The organism is Georgenia sp. Z1344, assembly GCF_049856295.1.
Lineage (GTDB): Bacteria > Actinomycetota > Actinomycetes > Actinomycetales > Actinomycetaceae > JB111.
Genome location: NZ_JBNDMZ010000011.1, coordinates 109,457 through 128,348 on the forward strand (window position 1 = coordinate 109,457; position 18,892 = coordinate 128,348).

At 74.1% G+C, this 18,892-nt stretch carries 13 protein-coding genes; 4 read left to right on the plus strand and 9 right to left on the minus strand.

Annotated features, from left to right (window positions below; translation table 11 throughout):
• Positions 1-188: 188 nt before the first annotated feature.
• Both ACPYO6_RS13120 and ACPYO6_RS13125 read right to left on the minus strand, forming a co-directional pair.
• Positions 189-2,798 (minus strand): ComEC/Rec2 family competence protein, encoded by a 2,610-nt coding sequence (locus ACPYO6_RS13120; protein WP_425715175.1) that lies wholly within the window; start codon positions 2,796-2,798, stop codon positions 189-191.
• The gene (locus ACPYO6_RS13125) at positions 2,779-3,837 is read right to left on the minus strand and encodes a ComEA family DNA-binding protein (protein WP_425715177.1); all 1,059 of its coding nucleotides are present in this window, start codon (positions 3,835-3,837) and stop codon (positions 2,779-2,781) included. The genes ACPYO6_RS13120 and ACPYO6_RS13125 overlap by 20 nt, the downstream gene beginning before the upstream one ends.
• Positions 3,838-3,960: 123 nt before the next feature.
• On the opposite strand from ACPYO6_RS13125, the gene ACPYO6_RS13130 reads away from it, so the two are divergent.
• On the plus strand, positions 3,961-5,808 hold the full coding sequence (locus ACPYO6_RS13130) for a helicase HerA-like domain-containing protein (protein WP_425715179.1): 1,848 nt from the start codon (positions 3,961-3,963) through the stop codon (positions 5,806-5,808).
• A 123-nt stretch (positions 5,809-5,931) separates the two neighbouring features.
• On the opposite strand, the gene leuS is transcribed toward ACPYO6_RS13130, so the two are convergent.
• Positions 5,932-8,808: a leucine--tRNA ligase gene (gene leuS, locus ACPYO6_RS13135; protein WP_425715181.1), complete on the minus strand. Its 2,877-nt coding sequence runs from the start codon at positions 8,806-8,808 to the stop codon at positions 5,932-5,934.
• A gap of 295 nt (positions 8,809-9,103) precedes the next feature.
• On the minus strand, positions 9,104-9,610 hold the full coding sequence (locus ACPYO6_RS13140; protein ID WP_425715182.1) for a MarR family winged helix-turn-helix transcriptional regulator: 507 nt from the start codon (positions 9,608-9,610) through the stop codon (positions 9,104-9,106).
• 135 nt (positions 9,611-9,745) lie between these two features.
• On the opposite strand from ACPYO6_RS13140, the gene ACPYO6_RS13145 reads away from it, so the two are divergent.
• Positions 9,746-10,189 carry an HIT family protein gene (locus ACPYO6_RS13145; RefSeq protein ID WP_425715184.1) on the plus strand — a complete coding sequence of 148 codons (444 nt, stop codon included), beginning with the start codon at positions 9,746-9,748 and terminating at the stop codon, positions 10,187-10,189.
• A 103-nt stretch (positions 10,190-10,292) separates the two neighbouring features.
• Here the strand turns inward: ACPYO6_RS13145 and ACPYO6_RS13150 are convergent, their stop codons facing one another.
• On the minus strand, positions 10,293-11,642 hold the full coding sequence (locus ACPYO6_RS13150) for a GntP family permease (protein ID WP_425715186.1): 1,350 nt from the start codon (positions 11,640-11,642) through the stop codon (positions 10,293-10,295).
• Positions 11,643-11,776: 134 nt separating this feature from the next.
• Between ACPYO6_RS13150 and ACPYO6_RS13155 the strand changes: the two genes are divergently transcribed.
• Positions 11,777-13,435 carry a sensor histidine kinase gene (locus ACPYO6_RS13155; protein WP_425715188.1) on the plus strand — a complete coding sequence of 553 codons (1,659 nt, stop codon included), beginning with the start codon at positions 11,777-11,779 and terminating at the stop codon, positions 13,433-13,435.
• Entirely contained in the window at positions 13,428-14,117 is a 690-nt protein-coding gene (locus tag ACPYO6_RS13160; protein WP_425715190.1) for a response regulator, read from the plus strand. The genes ACPYO6_RS13155 and ACPYO6_RS13160 overlap by 8 nt, the downstream gene beginning before the upstream one ends.
• A gap of 111 nt (positions 14,118-14,228) precedes the next feature.
• Here the strand turns inward: ACPYO6_RS13160 and ACPYO6_RS13165 are convergent, their stop codons facing one another.
• From ACPYO6_RS13165 to ACPYO6_RS13180, 4 genes are all read right to left on the minus strand, one after another.
• Positions 14,229-15,149, minus strand: coding sequence for an anti-sigma factor domain-containing protein (locus tag ACPYO6_RS13165; protein ID WP_425715192.1), 921 nt, complete (start codon positions 15,147-15,149; stop codon positions 14,229-14,231).
• A gap of 14 nt (positions 15,150-15,163) precedes the next feature.
• The gene (sigK, locus tag ACPYO6_RS13170; RefSeq protein ID WP_425715194.1) at positions 15,164-15,754 is read right to left on the minus strand and encodes an ECF RNA polymerase sigma factor SigK; all 591 of its coding nucleotides are present in this window, start codon (positions 15,752-15,754) and stop codon (positions 15,164-15,166) included.
• Positions 15,755-15,937: 183 nt separating this feature from the next.
• Positions 15,938-16,735 (minus strand): vitamin K epoxide reductase family protein, encoded by a 798-nt coding sequence (locus ACPYO6_RS13175; protein WP_425715196.1) that lies wholly within the window; start codon positions 16,733-16,735, stop codon positions 15,938-15,940.
• Positions 16,736-16,870: 135 nt separating this feature from the next.
• Complete coding sequence (locus ACPYO6_RS13180; RefSeq protein ID WP_425715198.1) at positions 16,871-18,835, minus strand: metallophosphoesterase family protein; 1,965 nt, start codon at positions 18,833-18,835, stop codon at positions 16,871-16,873.
• Positions 18,836-18,892: the final 57 nt, after the last annotated feature.

The following is an 18,892-nucleotide window of genomic DNA, read 5'->3' on the forward strand; positions in this document are numbered from 1 at the left end:
GCGGGCACGCGCGGCGGACACCGGAACGTGTGGGTACCACTTCCCTGCGGGCATGCTCGCGGGCATGTGGGCGGGCGGGCGTCCGCCCGGCACCCGCCGGTCGTCGATCCTTCGTCCGCCCGTCGTCCCAGCGCGGTCGCGCCTCCGGCCGCACCGAGGCGAGCCGCCGCCCGCGCCGCGACCGGCCGTCACTCGCACCCGACGAGTGTGAGCGATCCGTCGCCGCCAGGGACGAGCCACATGTCGCCGCACTCGTCCGCACGGGCCACCCGCGCCCCGGAGTCGGCCCAGACGTCGACCGCACGCGGCGCCGGGTGTCCGTGGTCGTTGTCCAGCCCGGACGAGACGAACGCGACCAGGGGCGTCGTCACCTCCGCGAGGGCGGGGTCGAGGTTGCCCGACCCGTGGTGCGGGACGACGACGACATCGACCCCGTCCGGCACCCTCTCCCGCAGCGCGCGGGCGAGGCGGCCCTGCCCGTCCTCCTCGAGGTCTCCGGCGACGACCAGCCGGATGGCTGCGGCACTGGAAGGAGCGGCTTCCGAGGCGCCCGTGCCTGACGAGTCGTGCAAGCGCGTTCCGACGCCGGACGTCTCGGCGCCGGGCTGGTGGGCACCGGCCAGGTCGGCGTCGAGCTGACGGACGTCGGGTGGGTGGGCGTCAGGCGGGCCGGCTGCAGGCGCTGCCCGGGCGGTCGCGACGTCCGTGGGGATCTCGACGAGCAGCGCGATCGAGGACTCGTTGACTGACGAGGAGTCGTCGGCGGATGCTCGGACGCCCGGCCGGGGATGGAGGACGTCCGCCCGTACCCCGTGCCAGTCGAGCGACTCGCCGGCGGCGATCTCGCGCACGGACGCCTCGCTCGCGGCGGCCTCGACCGCCTCGCGCGCCGCGACCTGCAGGCTGGGTCCGTCGACGGCGGGGACGAGCACCTCGGTCACCGCCGCGACATCGAGGACCGCGGGCAGTCCGGCGGTGTGGTCGGCGTGGTCGTGGGTGAGCACCACGGCGTCGAGGGTGGCGATCCCTGCATCGCGCACGCAGGCGGCCGCGGCCCCGTCGGCGTCCCCCGCGTCGACGAGGACCGCCGAGGTGGCGCCCGTGCGCACGAGCAGCGCCGACGCCTGCCCGACGTCGCACTGGCGGACGGCCCAGCCGTCGGGCGCGCCGGTCCCCGGGGCGACCGGAACGAGCGACAGCATCCCCGGTGCCAGGACGAGGACCACCAGCGCCCGGACGCGTCCGCCGGTCGTCACGGTGCGGACGACGACCAGACAGCACGCGACCGTGGCGCCGGCGAGCAGGAGGACGCCAGCCGCTCCCCCGGGCCACGCGATCGTCGCGGCGGGAGCGCCGGCGAGCGTCTCCGCGACCCACGCGATCCACGCTGTGTGCCAGGAGGCGACGACGGCGAGCAGCTCGGCGAGCTCCGGCGAGACGGGTGAGAGGAGTGCCGCGCCGAGCCCCAGCACGGTGGCGCCGGGCACCGCGGGTGCCGCGAGGACGTTGGCCGGCACCGAGGTGAGGGCGAGCCGGGGGTCGAGCAGGACGAGGACCGGGGCGCAGACGAGCTGGGCGGCCGCGGGGATCGCGAGCGCGTGTGCGAGCCAGCGCGGCACGCCGGCCGAGAGCTGCCGGGCGAGGGGGCGGGCGAGGACGACGATGGCCGCGGTCGCGCCGGCGGACAGCACGAGCCCGTACGACCTCGCCAGCGGCGGATCGACGAGCACCAGCACGACGACGGCGGTGGCGAGCGCCGGCAGGGCGCGGGCCGGCCGGCCGAGCAGCCCCGCGAGCAGGACGACCCCGCCGGTCGCGCCGGCACGCAGCACGGACGGCTCCGGGCGCACGAGGACCACGAGGGAGACGACGACGGCGGAACCGAGAAGCACCGCCAGGCGCGGACGCCCCCGGCCCACGACCCCGAGGACTCCGGCGAGGACGAGGGAGACGTGGGCCCCGCTCACGGCCGTCAGGTGCGTGAGCCCGGTGACGCGCGCAGCGTCCTCGAGGGTGGCGGGCAGCGCGCGGTCGTCGCCGAGGGCGATCCCCGGGACGAGGCCCTGCGCCTGCCCGGAGAGCGGTGCGACGGCGGCCCGCAGCCCCTCACGCAGGTGGTCGGCGAGGCCGAGCGGGCCGGTCGGCGGGGCGGTCTCCCGCGGCGGCTCGTCGGCGAACACGACCGCGAGGTCCACCTCTGCCCGGCCGGTCGCGCGGGCGTCCCCCACGATCTCGACCGTCGCCCCTACCCGCAGGCGGTCCTCGCCCGGTGGAGCGAGCACCAGTACCGTGCCGTCGGCACCCGACCGCGTCGGGTCGCGTGCCGGCCCGACCGACCGGACATCGACGGTGAACCGATCCTGACCTCGGCCGGCGCCGTCCGGGTCGGTGAGCACGACCGCCTCGACGACGACGGACGCGCCCTCCTCGGCGAGCTGGGCGAGCGGCTGTCCCTCGCGCGCCGCGTGGTGGAGCCCGACGACGGCGAGGGCCATGGCGACGCCCGCGAGCACCAGCGCCGCCTGCCGCAGGACCACCGACGGGGTGGACGACCGCCTCCTGGTAGCGACGACCGCGGCGAGGACCGCACCCGCGCCCGCCAGCACCGACCCGCCGGCCACCACCGGGGTCGACAGCCCGAGTCCCACACCCATGGCCACCCAGGTGGCGAGCGCGAGCGGGACGAGCCGGACGTCGTGCGGGTCGGGCGGTCGGGGCGCGACCGGCTCGTCGGAGGTGTCGGCGGCCAGGGTCTCCGGCCGGACAGTCGTCCCGGTGTCAGACGGTGACGAGGTCACGCAGCTGTTCCATGAGGACGGGCCCGATCCCGGAGACGTCGTCGAGCTCGTCGACCGACGTGAAGCCGCCGATCTCCTCGCGGTGCGCGGTGATCCTGCCGGCGAGCGCCGGTCCGATGCCCGGCAGGGTCTCGAGCTCGGCCTCGCCGGCGAGATTGAGGTCGACGACCCCGGAGCCGCCCGACCCACCGGGGTCGGCCCCGGCTCCCGGCCCGGCTCCGGACCCGGTTCCACCCGGAGCCCCGGCGGAGCCGGGCCCCGCCTGCTGGTCCGGCGGTGCGGCCGGCGGCTCGCGGGGTTCCTCCCCGACCACCGGCACGTAGACCTGCTCGCCGTCGACGAGCGGTCGCGCAAGGTTGACCAGGGTGAGGTCGGCATCCGCGAGGGCGCCGCCCGACGCGTCGACCGCGTCGCCGACCCGCGCCCCGGGCGGGAGTGCGACGAGGCCCGGCCGGACGACGGCACCGGCGACATGCACGACGACGTCGGCACCCGCGTCGGCGCCACCGCTCGCACCCGGCTGCCCCGTGCCGCCCGCACCGGTCTCCCCCGTGCCGTCCGCGCTGCCCGTGCCGTCCGCGCCCGCCTGCCCCGTGCCGTCCGCGTTGCCCGTACCGTCCGGCCCGCCGGTCCCGTTCCCGGCCGTGTCCGTGCCGGCAGCGCCGCTGCCCGACTCCTCGGCCCCGGTCCCGCCGTCCTCGGCGCTCCCGCCGCCTCCGGGCGCGCCCGGATCCTCGCCGTCGGTCGATGAACCGGGCAGCTCGTCGGAGGCGACGGCCGCTCGTTCGGCGTCGGCCCCGGAGGCACCGAGCTCCTCCCCGGCTCCCGGTCGCGACAGCAGGTAGCGCGCGCCGAGCGCGGTGACCACGAGCGCGAGGACGACGATTACCGCCACGACCGCCCGTCTCGACGGCCAGGCACGCACCGCCCGGTCCTCGCCCTCCTCGGGGTCCACCTCGAGATGCCCTGCCGCGGCCGTGTAGGCGACGCGCGTGAGGTCGCGCAGCCTCCGGGTCGACTCGCTCCGCCGGTGATCCATGCCGACGACGCTAGAGACGCGGTGCCGCGCGGATCGGGGTCATCGCCCGGACCTGTGGACACCGACGCATCAACTGTCGTTGTGGGATCCGGTGGACGTCGTCGGGGCCCTAGGGTGACGTCCGTGACGGACACGACGGACGACAGCTCCTCGATCGAGATCGCACGCCTCAAGGCGCAGGCCGCGAAGGCGGCGGCCGAGGCGGCGGAGGCCAAGGCGGCCGCCGCCCAGGCCCAGCTGGAGGCCGCGCTGCTTGCCGAGGGTGCGGCGGCGGGCACGGAGGCAGAGGCCGCGGGACAGGGCGGGGCGCCGGACGAGACCGAGACCCCCGCACCAGCAGACCTGTCAGAACACGCGGCCGAGATCAAGGCCGGCTACACGGCGGAGGGCGCGCTGCTCCCCGTCGGCGTGCTGCTGGAGGACGACGAGCCGGTCCCGGCGGTGCGCGTCGGGCTGCCGCTGGCCACGCTCAACCGGCACGCGCTCGTCGCGGGCGCCACCGGCACCGGCAAGACCCGCACGCTCCAGCTCATGGCCGAGGGGCTCTCGGAGGCGGGCGTCCCGGCGCTCGTCACGGACGTCAAGGGCGACCTCACGGGCCTCCTCCAGCCGGGCACCGCCAACGACAAGCTGCTCGAGCGCACCACCTCGCTCGGTCAGGACTGGACAGGGGCGGGGTTCCCCGTCGAGCTGCTGACGGTGGGCGAGGCCGAGGGCGCCGTGCCGGTCCGCACCACGGTCTCCGACTTCGGCCCCCTCCTGCTCGCCAAGGTCCTCGGACTCAACGAGACGCAGGAGTCCGCGCTCCAGCTGATCTTCCACTGGGCGGACACCGAGGGGCTCGCGCTCGTCGACCTCGGCGACCTCCGCTCGGTCGTCAACCACCTCACGTCCGACACCGGCAAGGCCGAGCTCAAGGAGATCGGGGGCATCTCCACCGCCACGGCCGGCGTCATCCTGCGCGAGGTGTCGGCCCTCGCCACCCAGGGGGCCGACGAGTTCTTCGGCCAGCCGGCCTTCGACACGGCGGACCTGCTCCGTACCGCCGCCGACGGCCGCGGCGTGCTGTCCGTGCTCCGCCTCCCGGACCTGCAGCAGCGCCCGGCCCTGCTGTCCACCTTCGTCATGTGGCTGCTCGCCGACCTGTTCGGCTCCTCGCCCGAGGTGGGCGACGCCGGGAAGCCGCGACTCGTCTTCTTCTTCGACGAGGCGCACCTGCTCTTCGCCGACGCCTCGGACGAGTTCCTCAACCAGGTCGTCCAGACCGTCCGTCTCATCCGGTCCAAGGGCATCGGGATCGTCTTCGTCACCCAGTCCCCGACCGACGTGCCGGAGGCCGTCCTCGCCCAGCTCGGCGGCCGCGTCCAGCACGCCCTGCGCGCCCACACCCCCAAGGACGCACGCACGCTGAAGGAAGCCGTGACCACCTTCCCGACCTCGCCCTACGACCTCGCCGAGGTCCTCACCTCGCTCGGCACCGGAGAGGCCGTCGTCACCGTGCTCGACGAGGACGGCGCCCCGACACCGGTGGCGGTCACGCGGGTCCTCGCCCCCGCCGCGGTCATGGGAGCCGCCGACGACGACGCAGCCGCAGCCGCTCTGTCCGCCTCCCCCTTGGCGGCCCGGTACGGGGAGCGCATCGACCCGGAGTCGGCCACCGAGCTGCTCGCCGCCCAGATCGAGGCCGCGGCGCAGACCGCTGCCGCCGAGGCCGAGGCGGCCCGGCTCGCCGAGGAGCAGGCGAAGCTCGAGGCCGAGCGGAAGAAGGCCGACGAGAAGCGCCTCAAGGAGATGGAGAAGGAGCTCGAGGCGGAGCGCAAGCGGCAGGACAAGGAGCTCGAGGCCGCACGGAAGCGGGAGGAGCGCGAGGCCGAGCGGCGCGCCCGGCAGCGCGACTCCGTCATCACCTCGATGGTCCGCACCGCCGGCACGTCGATCGTCCGCTCGATCTTCGGCAACCGCAGGCGCTGAGCGCACCGGCCCTGTCTGGACGTCGGCACGCACGACGACGACACGCCTGTCGCCGGCCCGCGTCCTCGGGTGCTGACGTGGGCCGGCGACGCGCCGTTCGGGGCGTGACGCCGACGATCGCCGCTACGGGACGACGTTGACGAGGTTCGGTGCGCGCACGATGACGCGACGCGGCTCGGCGCCGTCGAGCTGCTTGACCACGGGCCCCGTGGCCAGCGCCAGCTCGCGCAGCTCGTCCTCGCCGATCGAGGCCGACACCTCGAGCTTCGCCCGCACCTTGCCCTTGACCTGGACGATCGCGGTGACCGTGTCCTCGACCAGCAGGTCGGGGTCCGCCTCCGGGAACGGCTCGTAGGCCAGCGACTCGGCGTGCCCGAGGCGCTCCCACAGCTCCTCGGCCACGTGCGGGGCCATCGGCGCGAGCATGAGCACGAGCGGCTCGATCGCCGCACGCGGCACGCGCTCGAGCGTGGTGAGGTGGTTGTTGAGCACGATCAGCCGGGCGATCGCGGTGTTGACGCGCATCCCCTCGAGCTCGTCCGTCACGTCGGCGACGGTGCGGGCCACGAGGCGGGCGGTCTCGTCGTCGGGCTCCTCGTCCGTGACCGTGAGCGCGCCGGTGGTCTCGTCGACCGCGTTGCGCCACAGGCGCTGGAGGAAGCGCAGCGAACCGACGACCGCGCGCGTGTCCCATGGGCGCGAGTCGGCGAGCGGCCCCATCGACATCTCGTACAGCCGGAAGGTGTCGGCGCCGTACGCGGCGTACATCTCGTCGGGCGTCACCATGTTCTTCAGCGACTTGCCCATCTTCCCGTACTCCTGCGTGACGGGCGCGCCCTGCCACGTGAAGCCGGCGGACTCGTCGCCCTCGACCTCGTCGGCCGGGACGTGCTGGCCGCGCTCGTCGACGTACGCGTACGCCTGGATGTACCCCTGGTTGAACAGCTCGTGGAACGGCTCCGAGCTCGACAGGTGGCCGAGGTCGAACAGGACCTTGTGCCAGAACCGCGCGTAGAGCAGGTGGAGCACCGCGTGCTCGACGCCGCCGACGTACAGGTCGGTGCCGCCCACTCCCCCGGCCGTGCGGGGGCCCATCCAGTACTGCTCGATGGCCGGGTCGACGAAGCGCTCGTCGTTGGTGGGGTCGAGGTAGCGCAGCTCGTACCAGCACGAGCCCGCCCACTGGGGCATCGTGTTCGTGTCCCGCCGGTAGGTCTGCACGCCGCGGCCGTCGCCGAGGTCGAGCTCGACGTCGACCCACTCGGGCACGCGGCCCAGCGGCGCCTCGGGGGTCGAGTCGGCGTCGTCGGGAGCGAAGGTGCGCGGCGAGTAGTCCTCGACCTCGGGCAGGTCGACGGGCAGCATCTCCTCGGGCAGCGTGTGCGCGACGCCGTCCTCGTCGTAGACGACCGGGAAGGGCTCGCCCCAGTACCGCTGGCGGGAGAACAGCCAGTCCCGGAGCCGGTAGGTCACCGTGGCCTCGCCCAGGCCCTTGGCCTCGAGCCAGGTGGTGATCGCGGCCTTCGCATCCTCGACGGTCATCCCGTCGAGGCTGATCTCGTCGTTGCTCGAGCGCGTCACCGCACCGTCGCCGGTCCACGCGCCGCCCTCGTGGTCCGCGGGCGGCTCGACGGTGTGGATGACCGGCAGCTCGTACGCGGTCGCGAACTCGAAGTCGCGCTGGTCACCGCCGGGGACGGCCATGATCGCGCCCGTGCCGTAACCCATGAGGACGTAGTCGGCCGTGAAGACGGGGATCTCGCGGCCGTCGACCGGGTTCGTCGCGAACAGGCCCGTGAAGACACCGGTCTTCGCCCGTGCGTCGTCGGTCCGCTCCTCGTCCGTCCGCGCGGCGGCCTGCGCCTGGTACTGCCCGACGGCGGTGGTCGGGTCCGTGGCCCCACCCGTCCAGACCTCGGGGACGTCGGCGGGCCAGGAGGTCGGCAGGTCGCCGTCGAGCACGGGGTGCTCGGGCGAGACCACCATGAAGGTGGCGCCGAACAGCGTGTCGGGGCGCGTGGTGAAGACCTCGAGCGGGCCGTGGCCCGCGACCTCGAACCGGACCCGCGCGCCCTCGGAGCGCCCGATCCAGTTGCGCTGCATCGTCTTGACCTTCTCGGGCCAGTCGATCGAGTCCAGGCCCTCGATGAGGCGGTCGCCGTAGGCGGTGATGCGCATCGTCCACTGGCGCAGGTTGCGCGTGAAGACGGGGAAGTTTCCGCGCTCGGAGCGGCCGTCGGCGGTGACCTCCTCGTTCGCCAGCACCGTGCCCAGGCCGGGGCACCAGTTGACCGGCTGGTCGGAGACGTAGGCCAGTCGGTACCCGGCCACGACGTCGGCGCGCTCGAGCTCGGTGAGCTCCGCCCAGGCGCGGCCGCCAGGGACCTGTCGCTCCCCGGACTCCAGCTGGGCGACGAGGTCGGCGATCGGGCGGGCCGAGCCGGTGCCGCCGTCGGGGCGGACGTGGGTCGGGTCGTACCAGGAGTTGAAGACCTGCGTGAAGATCCACTGGGTCCAGCGGACGTAGTCCGGGTCCGTGGTGGAGATCGAGCGGCGCTCGTCGTGCCCGAGCCCGAGGCGCCGCAGCTGGCGGCGCATCGTCGCGATGTTCTCCTCGGTGGTGATGCGGGGGTGCTGGCCGGTCTGCACGGCGAACTGCTCGGCCGGCAGGCCGAACGCGTCGTAGCCCAGGGTGTGCAGGACGTTGTCCCCGCGCATGCGGCGGAACCGCCCGACGACGTCGGTCGCGATGTAACCGAGCGGGTGCCCGACGTGCAGGCCCTTGCCCGAGGGGTACGGGAACATGTCGAGGAGGTAGAACCGGGGGCGCTCGGCGCGCGGGCCGGCCAGCGGCCCGGTCGGGTTGTGAGCGTGGAACGTGCCCTCCGCGGCCCAGCGGTCCTGCCAGCGCTGCTCGATCTCGCCGGCGAGCGCCGCCGTGTAGCGGTGCGGCGGAGTGGCGTCGTCGGTCGGGTGCGCGGCAGGGGTCTCGGTCGTCATGTCCTCAGCTCGTCTCGTTCGTGGATCGCTCGCCTCCGGGCAGAAAAAAACCTCCCGACATGGGAGGTCCGCCGCGCCGAGCCACCGGCCCGTCCGGGCGGTGGACTGCTCAGCGCGGCCCGGTAAGGAGCAGCACGAAAGTCATGCCCGGCAGATTACCACCGGGCCTCGCGCCGCCCTCATCGAGATTGCGGTTCGTCGTCGTCGAGACTGCGGTTGGGAGCCGCCCTGTTCATCGAGATTGCGGTTCGTCGTCGTCGAGAGTGCGGCTCAGCGCCGCCTGTCGACGGAACGCTCACCGGTACCGGGGCGTGCGTGGCATCGCGACGGGCGACTCGACCCGCACCTTGCGCAGGAGGCGGCGCAGCTCGAGGAGCTCGTCGTCGTCGAGGACCGACATCGTCGAGTGGATGGTCCGCACGTGCCGCCGACCGATCTCGCGCTGCATCGCCAGCCCCGCCTCGGTGAGGACGAGGTTCGTGCCCCGGGCGTCGTTGATCGCGGGCGTCCGGCGCAGGAATCCCTTGCGGCCGAGGCGGTCCGCCATCCGGCTCAGGCTCGGCTGGGCCATGAGGACCTGCTCGTTGAGGTCGCGCATGCGCAGGCTGTGGTCCGGCGCGGAGGCGAGGATGAACAGGACGTCGTACTCGGTCTTCGACAGCGGGTGAAAGTCGCCGGACGCCTCGTACGTGCGCATGAGCGAGACCTCGGCCCGCAGGAGCGCCTCCCAGGTGGTGCTCGTCAGGCGCATCCCCCGGTCCGGGGTCTCCTCGTCCCCGTCCCCTGCGCGCGTCGTATCCACCCGATAGTCCTTTCGATCTCCCCGAGATGCGCACGATAGTCGAGGGGCGCGGGGCCCGTCCGTGCCGCACTCTCGACCAGCCCTGCCAGCACTCTCGACCATGCTGTTGCCGGGCCGGACCCCTAGCCTGGTGACATGGCCACCATCTTCTCCCGCATCATCGACGGCGAGATCCCGGGACGCTTCGTCTGGAGCGACGACCTGTGCGTCGCCTTCCTCTCGACCGGCCCGCACACGGAGGGCCACACGCTGGTCGTCCCCCGCCTCGAGATCGACAACCTGCTCGACGCCGAGGACGCGCTCGTCGCCCACCTCGCCGTCGTGGCGCGGCGGATCGGCGCCGCCCAGCGTGTCGCGACGGGTGCGCCCCGGGCGATCGTCGCCGTCGCCGGCTTCGAGGTGCCCCACCTCCACGTCCACGTGTATCCGGCGTGGGACGAGTCGGTCATCAACCCCGCGGTCGCGCGCTCGGACGTGCCCGACGACGAGATGGACGCCGCCGCCGCCCGCCTGCGCGCCGCGATCCGCGAGACCGGGTTCCCGTCGAACGTACCGGCGGAGCCGGGCGACCGGGCCTGAGCTCGGCAGGGCGGCTCAGAGGCTCGGCCCGCGTGGCGGGCGGCGGGCGATTCGACTGTCCGGGCCGGGCCGACGCCCGAGCGCCGCGAGCCACGCCACCCGGCTATACGGGCAGGAGCGACGCCCCGAGCACGAGCACGAGGGACACGACGGCGGCGATCGACGTCACCGTCGTCATCGTCTTCAGCGTGCCCTTGGTCGACAGGCCGAGCAGGGACTTGAACAGCCAGAAGAAGTTGCTGTTGACCTGCAGTGCGAACAGGGCGCCCGAGGCGATGGCCAGGGCGATGATGACGGGGGCGACGTCGAGCGAGCCGAGGATCGGGGCGATGACGCCGGCGGCCGCGATCGCCGCCACGGACACCGAGCCGATGGCGAGGTGCATGAGGGCCGCGACCGCCCAGGCCAGCAGGATGCTGACGACGACGGTCACGCCCTGGCCCACGGAGAACAGGCCGCCGAGCACGTCGGCCAGGCCGCTCGCGTCGATGACCGCGCCCAGCGAGCCGCCGACGCCGGTGACGAGCAGGATCTCGCCGCTCGTGCGCAGACCGTCGCCGAGGGCGGAGTCGGTCTTCTCGGCGCCGACGAGGACGCGGCTCATGACGAACGCGCCGAGCAGGCCGACGAACAGGGCGACGGTCGCGTCGCCGAGGAAGGCGACGAACGAGTTCTCCCACCCGGCGAGGCCGGCGAACGCCCCGAAGGCGATCATCAGCAGCGGCACGACGATGGGCATGAGGGCCAGCCACAGCGGGGGGCGCCGGTCGCCGTCGTCGGTGGTCCTGGCCGCGGCCTCCTGCTGCTGCAGCGCGTCGGACTCCTCCTCGTCCGTCGCGGCGTTCCACCAGCCGCGGCCGAGCATGCGCCGGAAGATCCAGATCGTCGCCACGGCCGTGACCGGGCCGATGATGATGCCGTAGATGAGGTAGGTCCCCATCTCGACGCCGAGCAGGGAGACCACCGAGAGTGCGGCGAGGCCGGGGATGACGAACACGTAGCCGCAGAAGATGCCGGTCCCGAGCGCGCCGGCGAGCCACGCGAGCCCGTGCCTGCCCACGTGCGGGGCGGACGAGCGGGCCACCGGTGCGGCGAGGACCACCTGGACGTCGACGTAGATCGACGGGGCCACGGTGCTCAGCGCCACCCCGAGCGCGTAGGGCAGGCCGCCCGGCGGCACCAGGCGGACCAGGGCATCCACCAGGGCGCGGAAGGCCCCCATCCGGTTGAGCAGCGAGCCCATGAGCACGCCGAACCCGATGAGCAGACCGATGTCGGCCATGATCTCGCCGAAGCCGCCGGTGATCGCTCCCACCGTGCCCTCGAACCCGACCCCGGTGGCCAGGCCGAGGTAGAAGCTGCCGAGCACCAGCGCGATGATGGGGTCGACCTTGAACCTGATGATCAGCGCGATGATCGCCACGATGGCGATCGCGGTGTGCAGGGCTATCATTCCGACCTCCTTGTTCGGTGCCGCGTCGGCGCGACGTCGGCCAAGGCTGCCGACCGGCTCCAGGGGGGCGCACGCTTGTGTTCACTAAGTCCACGCACGCGCGCTCGCGGAGCGTCGCGACCGAGGTGCTCGTCGTGCTCAGCGCTGTGGCGGTGCTGATGATGGCGATCTCGCTGGTGGCGGCCTACGACTCCGCGCGTCGGGAGGTGGAGGCGACCGCGGCCACCAAGGTGACGATGGTGGCCGAGACGATCGCCGCCACCGACGACGTCCTCGAGGGCCTGTCCTCCCCCGATCCCGCGGCCGCGCTCGAGGGTCTCGCCGCCCGCGAGCTCGAGCGCACCGCCACCGACTTCGTCGTCATCATGGCGCCGGACGGGACCCGCTACACCCACCCCACCGCGGACCGGGTGGGTGAGGAGTTCATCGGCACCATCGCCGAGGCCCAGCGCGGGGGCATCGTGCTCGAGCAGTACACGGGCACGCTCGGCCCCTCGACCCGGGCGGTCGTCCCGGTCCTGCAGGACGGCGAGGTCGTCGGCCTGGTCGCGGTCGGCATCACCCGCGACCGGGTCGCGGACAACCTGCGAGACGCCGTGCCCCGGGTGCTGCTCATCGGCCTCGCGGCCGGAGCGGTCGCCGCGGGGGCCGCCGTCGTGGTGGCGCGACGCGTGCGCCGGGAGACCCTCGGTCTCAACCACGTCGAGCTGCGCCGGCTGCACGACCACCACGAGGCGGTGCTGCACGCGGTCCGGGAGGGGCTGGTCATCACCGACGCCCGCGGCCGGGTGCAGGTCGCCAACGACGAGGCCCGTCGGCTGCTCGAGCTCGACGAGGACGTGGTGGGCCGGCTCGTCGACGAGCTGGACATCCCCGCGGACCTCCAGGACACGCTTGCCGGCTCGGACCAGCACGACCAGGCGCAGGTCCACGGCGGCCGGATCCTCCTGGTCTCGTCCACCGGGGTGGTCCGGGACGGGGAACGGATCGCGACCCTGACCACGCTGCGGGACCGCACGGAGCTCGAGCAGCTGACCGGCCAGCTCGGCACCGTGCACAGCCTCGCCGACGCGCTGCAGGCGCAGGCCCACGAGGCGTCGAACCGGCTGCACACCGTCATCACGCTCATCGAGCTCGACCGCACCGACGAGGCCCTCCACCTCGCCACCGACGAGCTGCGGGCCACCCAGTACCAGCGCGACCGGATCAACGCCGCGATCGAGGAACCGGCGGTCGCGGCGCTCCTGCTCGGCAAGGTCGCGCAGGCGTCCGAGCGCGGGGTCACCCTCGAGCTCGACCCGGACGCACACCTGCCGGCGGACGTGATGCCACCGCGGCAGACGGTCACCGTGCTGGGCAACCTCGTCGACAACGCCATCGACGCGGTGGCCGACCTGCCGGCCCCCGCCGAGCGCCGGGTGACGGTCGACCTGCAGGTGGGACCCGAGGAGGTGCTGCTGACCGTGAGCGACACCGGCCCGGGCCTGGAGGCCGAGGCCGCGGAGCGCGCCTTCGACCGGGGGTGGACCACCAAGGACGCCCCGCACGCCGCCCGTGGGATCGGACTCGCGCTCGTGCGGCAGACGGTCGAGTCGCTGCGCGGTCGGATCGCCGTCGACGACCCGCCGGGAGCCACCTTCGAGGTACGGGTGCCGCTCGGCGCCCCTCGCGGAGCACCTCTCGGGGTGCCCGCGGGGGCACGAGGCAGGACGACGAGGACACCGTCGCCGGGGGCGCCGGTCGCGGACCGAGGCACGACGACGAGCACGACGACGGGGGCGGACCGTGGATGACCTGCAGGTCCTCATCGTGGACGACGAGGACGTCGCGGTGACCGGCCACAGCGCGTACGTGGGGCGCATCCCCGGCTTCGGGGTGGCGGGCACGGCCCGCACGAAGCAGGACGCCCTGCGGTTCCTGGGCAGCGCACGGGTGGACCTCGTGCTGCTCGACCTCAACCTGCCGGACGGGCACGGGCTCGAGATCGCCCGGGCCATCCGCACGGCGAACCACCCGGCGGACGTCATGGCGATCACCGCGGCCCGCGAGATCGAGCTCGTGCGCGCCGCCGTCTCGCTCGGCGGCGTGGGGTACCTGCTCAAGCCCTTCACGTTCGCCGACCTGCGCGACCGCCTCGAGTCCTACCGCCGGTACCGGGAGGGCCTCGACTCCTCGGACGCCGCCAGCCAGTCCGGCGTCGACGCGATCTTCCGCGAGCTGCGCCGCCCCGTGCTCGCGACCGACAACGCCCCCAAGGGACTGGTCGGCGGCGTGCTCGACACGGTGATCGCCGCCCTGCGCGCGGGCGGTAGCGACGGCCTGTCCGCCTCCCAGGTCGGCGACGAGGTCGGGGTCTCACGCGTGACCGCGCGCCGCTACCTGCAGTACCTCGCCGACTCCGGCCGGGCACAGCGCGGGCAACGGCTCGGCGGGAGCGGGCGCCCCGAGGTGACCTACACGTGGGACGAACCCTGACCCGGGGCGACGGCGGTCACGCACAGGGCCACGTCCCGTGGCTGCGCCCAGGTGACGCCTCCGCCCTCGCGCCCGGGTCCCGGTCCGGGCCCGGCACATCCGTATCGCGCGCTACCCGCCCGCGAGCGTGACGATCGGGTCGGTCGTGGGGGCGTCGGAGCCTCCCGCCGGCTCGACGGTGACGCCGAGCGTGTCGCCGTCGTCGACCGCGGGCACCTCGGTGCGTGCCCGGCCGTCGTCGGACGTGAGGACGCCCGCCGACTGTGCGCCGGCGGCGTCGATCACCCACAGCTGGTAGTCGCGGTCGTCGTCGAGCTCGGGCAGCCCGGCGGCCACGAACACCGCCTCACCGTCCGCGACCACCGCGCCCGCGGTCCCGCCGCCGGCCACCTCCGCGACGACGAGCTCGCTCCCGGGGCTCGCGAGCAGGTCGTGGATCGCCGCGATCTCGTCCCGCGCCTCCTCCGCGCGCCGGTACTGCTGCACCGCGATCGCGCCGGTGACGACGAGGGCGACCGCGGCGGCCGCCGCTACGAGCACGCGCGGCAGGCGCCGACGACGGCGGGCCTCGGCGAGCTCGTCCCGAGGCGCGTCGCCGGCCCGGTCTCCTGCCGCGCCGCCACGCGCAGACGTGTTCGGCTCCCGCGCGCCCCGGTGCTCGCCGGGGTCGTCCGCGGGCGCAACGGGAGTGCCGTCGGCAGCGGTGTCGCTACCGGTGTCGGTGTCGTCACGCTCCTGCGGCGTCCGCGCGGCGGCGTCGAGCACGTGGTCGCGCAGCGTGGCCGGGGGCTCGATGCTGCCCGCACTCGCCAGCAGGGCCGCCGTCTCGCGCAGGGCGCGGGCCTCCGCCGCGAGCTCGGGGTCGTCCTCCACCGCACGCTCGACTCGCGCGCGTTCGGCGTCGTCGACCGCGTCGAGCGCCCACGCGTGGAGCAGGGCGTCGACGTCGTCGCTCGCGTCCGCGGGCTCGCGGCCGTCCCGCCCGCGCACGTCCGCACGGTCGCCCGCGCGCCGCGCCGCGTCGTCGTCCATCGCGTCTCCCCTCATCACGCCACCCCCAGGCAGGTCCGCAGCCGCGCGAGGCCGTCCCGGATCCTCGACTTGACGGTCGGCAGCGCGGCGCCGAGGTCGCGGGCGACCTCCCGGTAGGTCCGGCCGCCGAAGTAGGCGCGTTCCACGGCATCGCGCTGGACGTCGGTCAGCGAGCCCAGGCACTCCATCAGCAGCTCCCGGTCGTCGCGTCGCTCGACGGTCTCGCTCACGTCGTCGTACGGGCGCCCGTAGCCCCGCACGCCCGCGGTCTCGTCCCGGTCCCGCTGCGCCTGGACGGCACGCACCCGGTCGATCGCCCGGCGGTGCGCCATCGTGGCCAGCCACGCCGGCACGGTCCCCCTCGAGGCGTCGAACCGGTGGGGCCGCGTCCACACCTCGAGCATCACCTCCTGCGTGACCTCGGCGGCCAGGTCGGGGTCGCGCAGGACCCGCAGGCACGTCCCGTGGACCATGGGCGCCGTCTGGTCGTAGAGCTCGGCGAACGCCGCCTGGTCGCCGGTCGCGACCCGCGCCACGAGGTCGGCGAGGCGGCGCGCACGTTCCGCGCGGGTCTCGTCGCCACGGCTCCCGTTCGCGTCCGTCATGCCCGGCCCACGCACGTGCCCGCCGTGTCCGGACCTCGCTCGTACGGCCCGTGTCCGGACCTCGGTCGTACGGCCCGTGTCCGGACCTCGGTCGTGCGGGTCATGTGCGGCTCCTCGCCGTCGCGTCGGTGGGTCATCGTCACACGGGGTTCGGAGCCGACGTGCCACCGGACGGGAACACGCTCAGCGCGCCATGAGCATCCACTGGTCCCAGAAATGAACCAGCGCGTACAGGACGACGACCGCGTAGAGGGCGCCGGTGATGATCCACCGGTCGAGCACGAGGGTGCGGGTGAGCCGCTCGCCGAGCCGCAGGTGCCCGGCCTGCGCGGCCCGGGCGGGCACGTGGACGACGAGGGGGACGACCACCGCCCACACCACGAGGCAGTAGGGGCACAGCGCGCGGATCTCGTAGAACGCGGTGTAGACGAAGAACACGAGCGCGACGAGCGCGAACCCGACGCCGGCGGTCAGCAGCCACCAGAACCACCGGCCGAGCCGCCCGCCGGAGAGCAGGACGAGTCCGGTCGCCAGCAGCCCCCCGAACGCGGCCGTCCCGAGGATCGCGTTCGAGATCCCCAGCGCGTGCGCCTGCCACGTGGTGATGAACGTGCCGCAGCCGATGAGGATGTTGATGTCGCAGCCGAGGGCCGCGTTCGGATCCGCCGCCACGAGCAGCTCCGAGCGGACGAGCTGGATCGACGCCCACAGTCCCGCGAGGCCGGCGATCACCAGCAGGATCGACAGCTCGCGCGGGGCGCCGCCGGCGAGCTGAGCCGCGCTCGGCGCCGCGCGGTCGACGACGTCGCCCACCTCGTCGTCGTAGTCCTCGTCGTCGAAGTCGTCGTCGCCGAGGTCGTCGTCGTCGTGGGCATCCCGCTGACGATCCCCGCCGACGACGCCGCGCGCGTCGTCGTGGGTCCCGTTCCGGCGGCCGGCGGGAGAGGTGTCGCCGGGGCGGCGGGCACTGCGTGGGTTCACGCGGACAGTATGACTCCGCATGTGCCCTCGTCCGGTGCCGGGCCGATTCGTCCAGGCTGACGTGAGACAGCCGTCCGCGGCCCACCCGTCCTGAGTCGGTCGGCCGGCTCATCGGCCGGCTCGACGACCAGTGCGTCAGCCGCCCGAGGTCGAGGTCTCGCCGCCGTCCCCGTCCGACGGCTCGTCCGTCGGCGGGGGGCCCTCGGAGGGCACCTCGTCGCCGAACCCGCTCGGGCTCTCCCCCGGCCCGCCCGACCGGCTCTCGGAGTCGAGCTCGTCGCCGTCGACGTCCGTCTTGGGGATGGGCAGGTTGGCGGGCATGTCCGTCCAGTCGCTCACCTCGACGCTCGAGTCGGGCTGCAGGACGATCCGCCGGTAGCGCAGCGCCTCGCCGGTCTCGGAGTCGAACTCGATCTGCCCCATCGGCGCGGGTTCGCGCACCGCGCCGAGCGTCGGCACCCCCTGGCCCTGTCCGCCCGCGGCGCCCTCGACCCAGCGCACCCCGAGCCCGTCGACCTCGGGACCGACGTGCGTGTGGATGTGCCCGGACAGGGTGAGCGGCACGCAGCCGGTCCACGCCACGCGTCGTCCGCCGAACGCGTCGTGGATGACGGCGAGGTCGACCGGGTCCTCGTCGGCGAGCGCCTCGCAGGAGTCAGCGGCGATCCGCTCGGCCGTCTCCTCCCAGGTCTCGGACCGCTCCTGGACGGTGGGCTGGTCGAGCGTGGTGATCCGCGGGTCGGTGTCCCCGATGATCCGGACGCCGCCGACCTCGACGATCGACCCGTCGAGCACGGTCCAGCCGGCCCGCCGCATCTGGTCGACGGTCACGATCGAGTCGTGGTTGCCCGCCGCCACGACGTAGGGCGTGTCCTCGGGCATCGAGCTCTCGATCGCGTCGACGCAGAACTGCTCGATGGCGGTCCCGGCGATCGTCGTGTCACCGCCGTCGATGACCATGTCCGCCTCGACGAGGTCCGCCGCGTGCCCGACGACCTCGGCCGCGCCGACGTTGCAGTGCACGTCGGTGTAGAACATCGCCGTCGTCACGCCCTCGGGCTGCTCGCCGCCGGGCCCGGTGGACCACCGTCCCTGCTCCTCGAGGCCAGCCTCGAGCGACGCGGCGGCGTCCGAGGCGAACTCGGTGTTGCCGTCGTAGAAGAGCCGGATCGTCGGACCGTAGGCCTGGAGCAGGTCCCCCAGCCGGCCCGAGATCGTCGCGTCCTCGAGCGGCGTGCCGTGGAACGACGCGATCGTCACGCCCGGCGGCGAGTCGCTGCGGGTCGCGGGGATGATCACAGCGAGGGCCCCTACGGCGACGGCCGTCCCCGTGAGGAAGCCGACGACGGGGCGGTCGGTGACGACGCGGAACGACTGAGACCACGCCCCGTGGAGGCCGGCGTGGACGGCAGCGATCCCCGCGAGGGTGAGCGTCGCGATGAGGGCGGCGCGGGACAGGGCGTCGGTGACGATCGCTCGGGTCGGCTCGGCGAACGCCGCCTCGGGGTAGGCCATGAGACGCGCGTAGGACTCGGCGTCCGCCAGCAGGCCGGGCACGAGCCCGCCGTCGGTGCCGATCGTGGCGTCCGCCGGGAGCTCCTTGATGACCGCCGTGACCCCGAGCCCGGCCGGGAGCGGCGACGCGAGGACGACGTCCCCCGCCGGCCCCAGGTCGATCGTGATGTCGGAGTCGATGGTGACCTCGACCTCCGCGCGGTGCGGGCCCACCGTGGTCTCGACGTGGGCGGTCCCGATGCCGATCGCGAGGGAACCCAGAACGACGAGGAGCACGACGACGCCGGCCGCCCACCAGGGCATCGGGCGGCGCAGCTCGCCGGCCCGTCGCGCGTGCAGCTCGGCCACGGGCTCCTCGGCGCGCCCGTCGTCGTCGTGGCGTGCCTCATCGAGGTTCTCGTAGTCGGGCGCACCGTCGAGGTGGTCACCGTCAGTGCGCTCGTCGTCGGGCTCCTCGACCCGCTCGGACCGTTCGACGCGGTCCTCTTCCGGGCGGAACCGGTCGTCGTCGGGAAGCTCGTCGTCAGGGCGCTTCTCGTCGTCGGACGATGTCCGGCGCGCGCGATCCGCGTCGTCCGAGGTCATCGCTGCAGTCTAGGGGCGAGCGTCAGGTGCCCACGGAGCGGGCGGGTCGATCGGTCG

Coding starts and splice junctions, on each gene's coding strand:
- ACPYO6_RS13125 (WP_425715177.1), bottom strand. CDS start 3,837: ATGGATCACCGGCGGAGCGAGTCGACCCGGAGGCTGCGCGACCTCACG.
- ACPYO6_RS13145 (WP_425715184.1), top strand. CDS start 9,746: ATGGCCACCATCTTCTCCCGCATCATCGACGGCGAGATCCCGGGACGC.
- leuS (WP_425715181.1), bottom strand. CDS start 8,808: ATGACGACCGAGACCCCTGCCGCGCACCCGACCGACGACGCCACTCCG.
- ACPYO6_RS13180 (WP_425715198.1), bottom strand. CDS start 18,835: ATGACCTCGGACGACGCGGATCGCGCGCGCCGGACATCGTCCGACGAC.
- ACPYO6_RS13150 (WP_425715186.1), bottom strand. CDS start 11,642: ATGATAGCCCTGCACACCGCGATCGCCATCGTGGCGATCATCGCGCTG.
- ACPYO6_RS13165 (WP_425715192.1), bottom strand. CDS start 15,149: ATGGACGACGACGCGGCGCGGCGCGCGGGCGACCGTGCGGACGTGCGC.
- sigK (WP_425715194.1), bottom strand. CDS start 15,754: ATGACGGACGCGAACGGGAGCCGTGGCGACGAGACCCGCGCGGAACGT.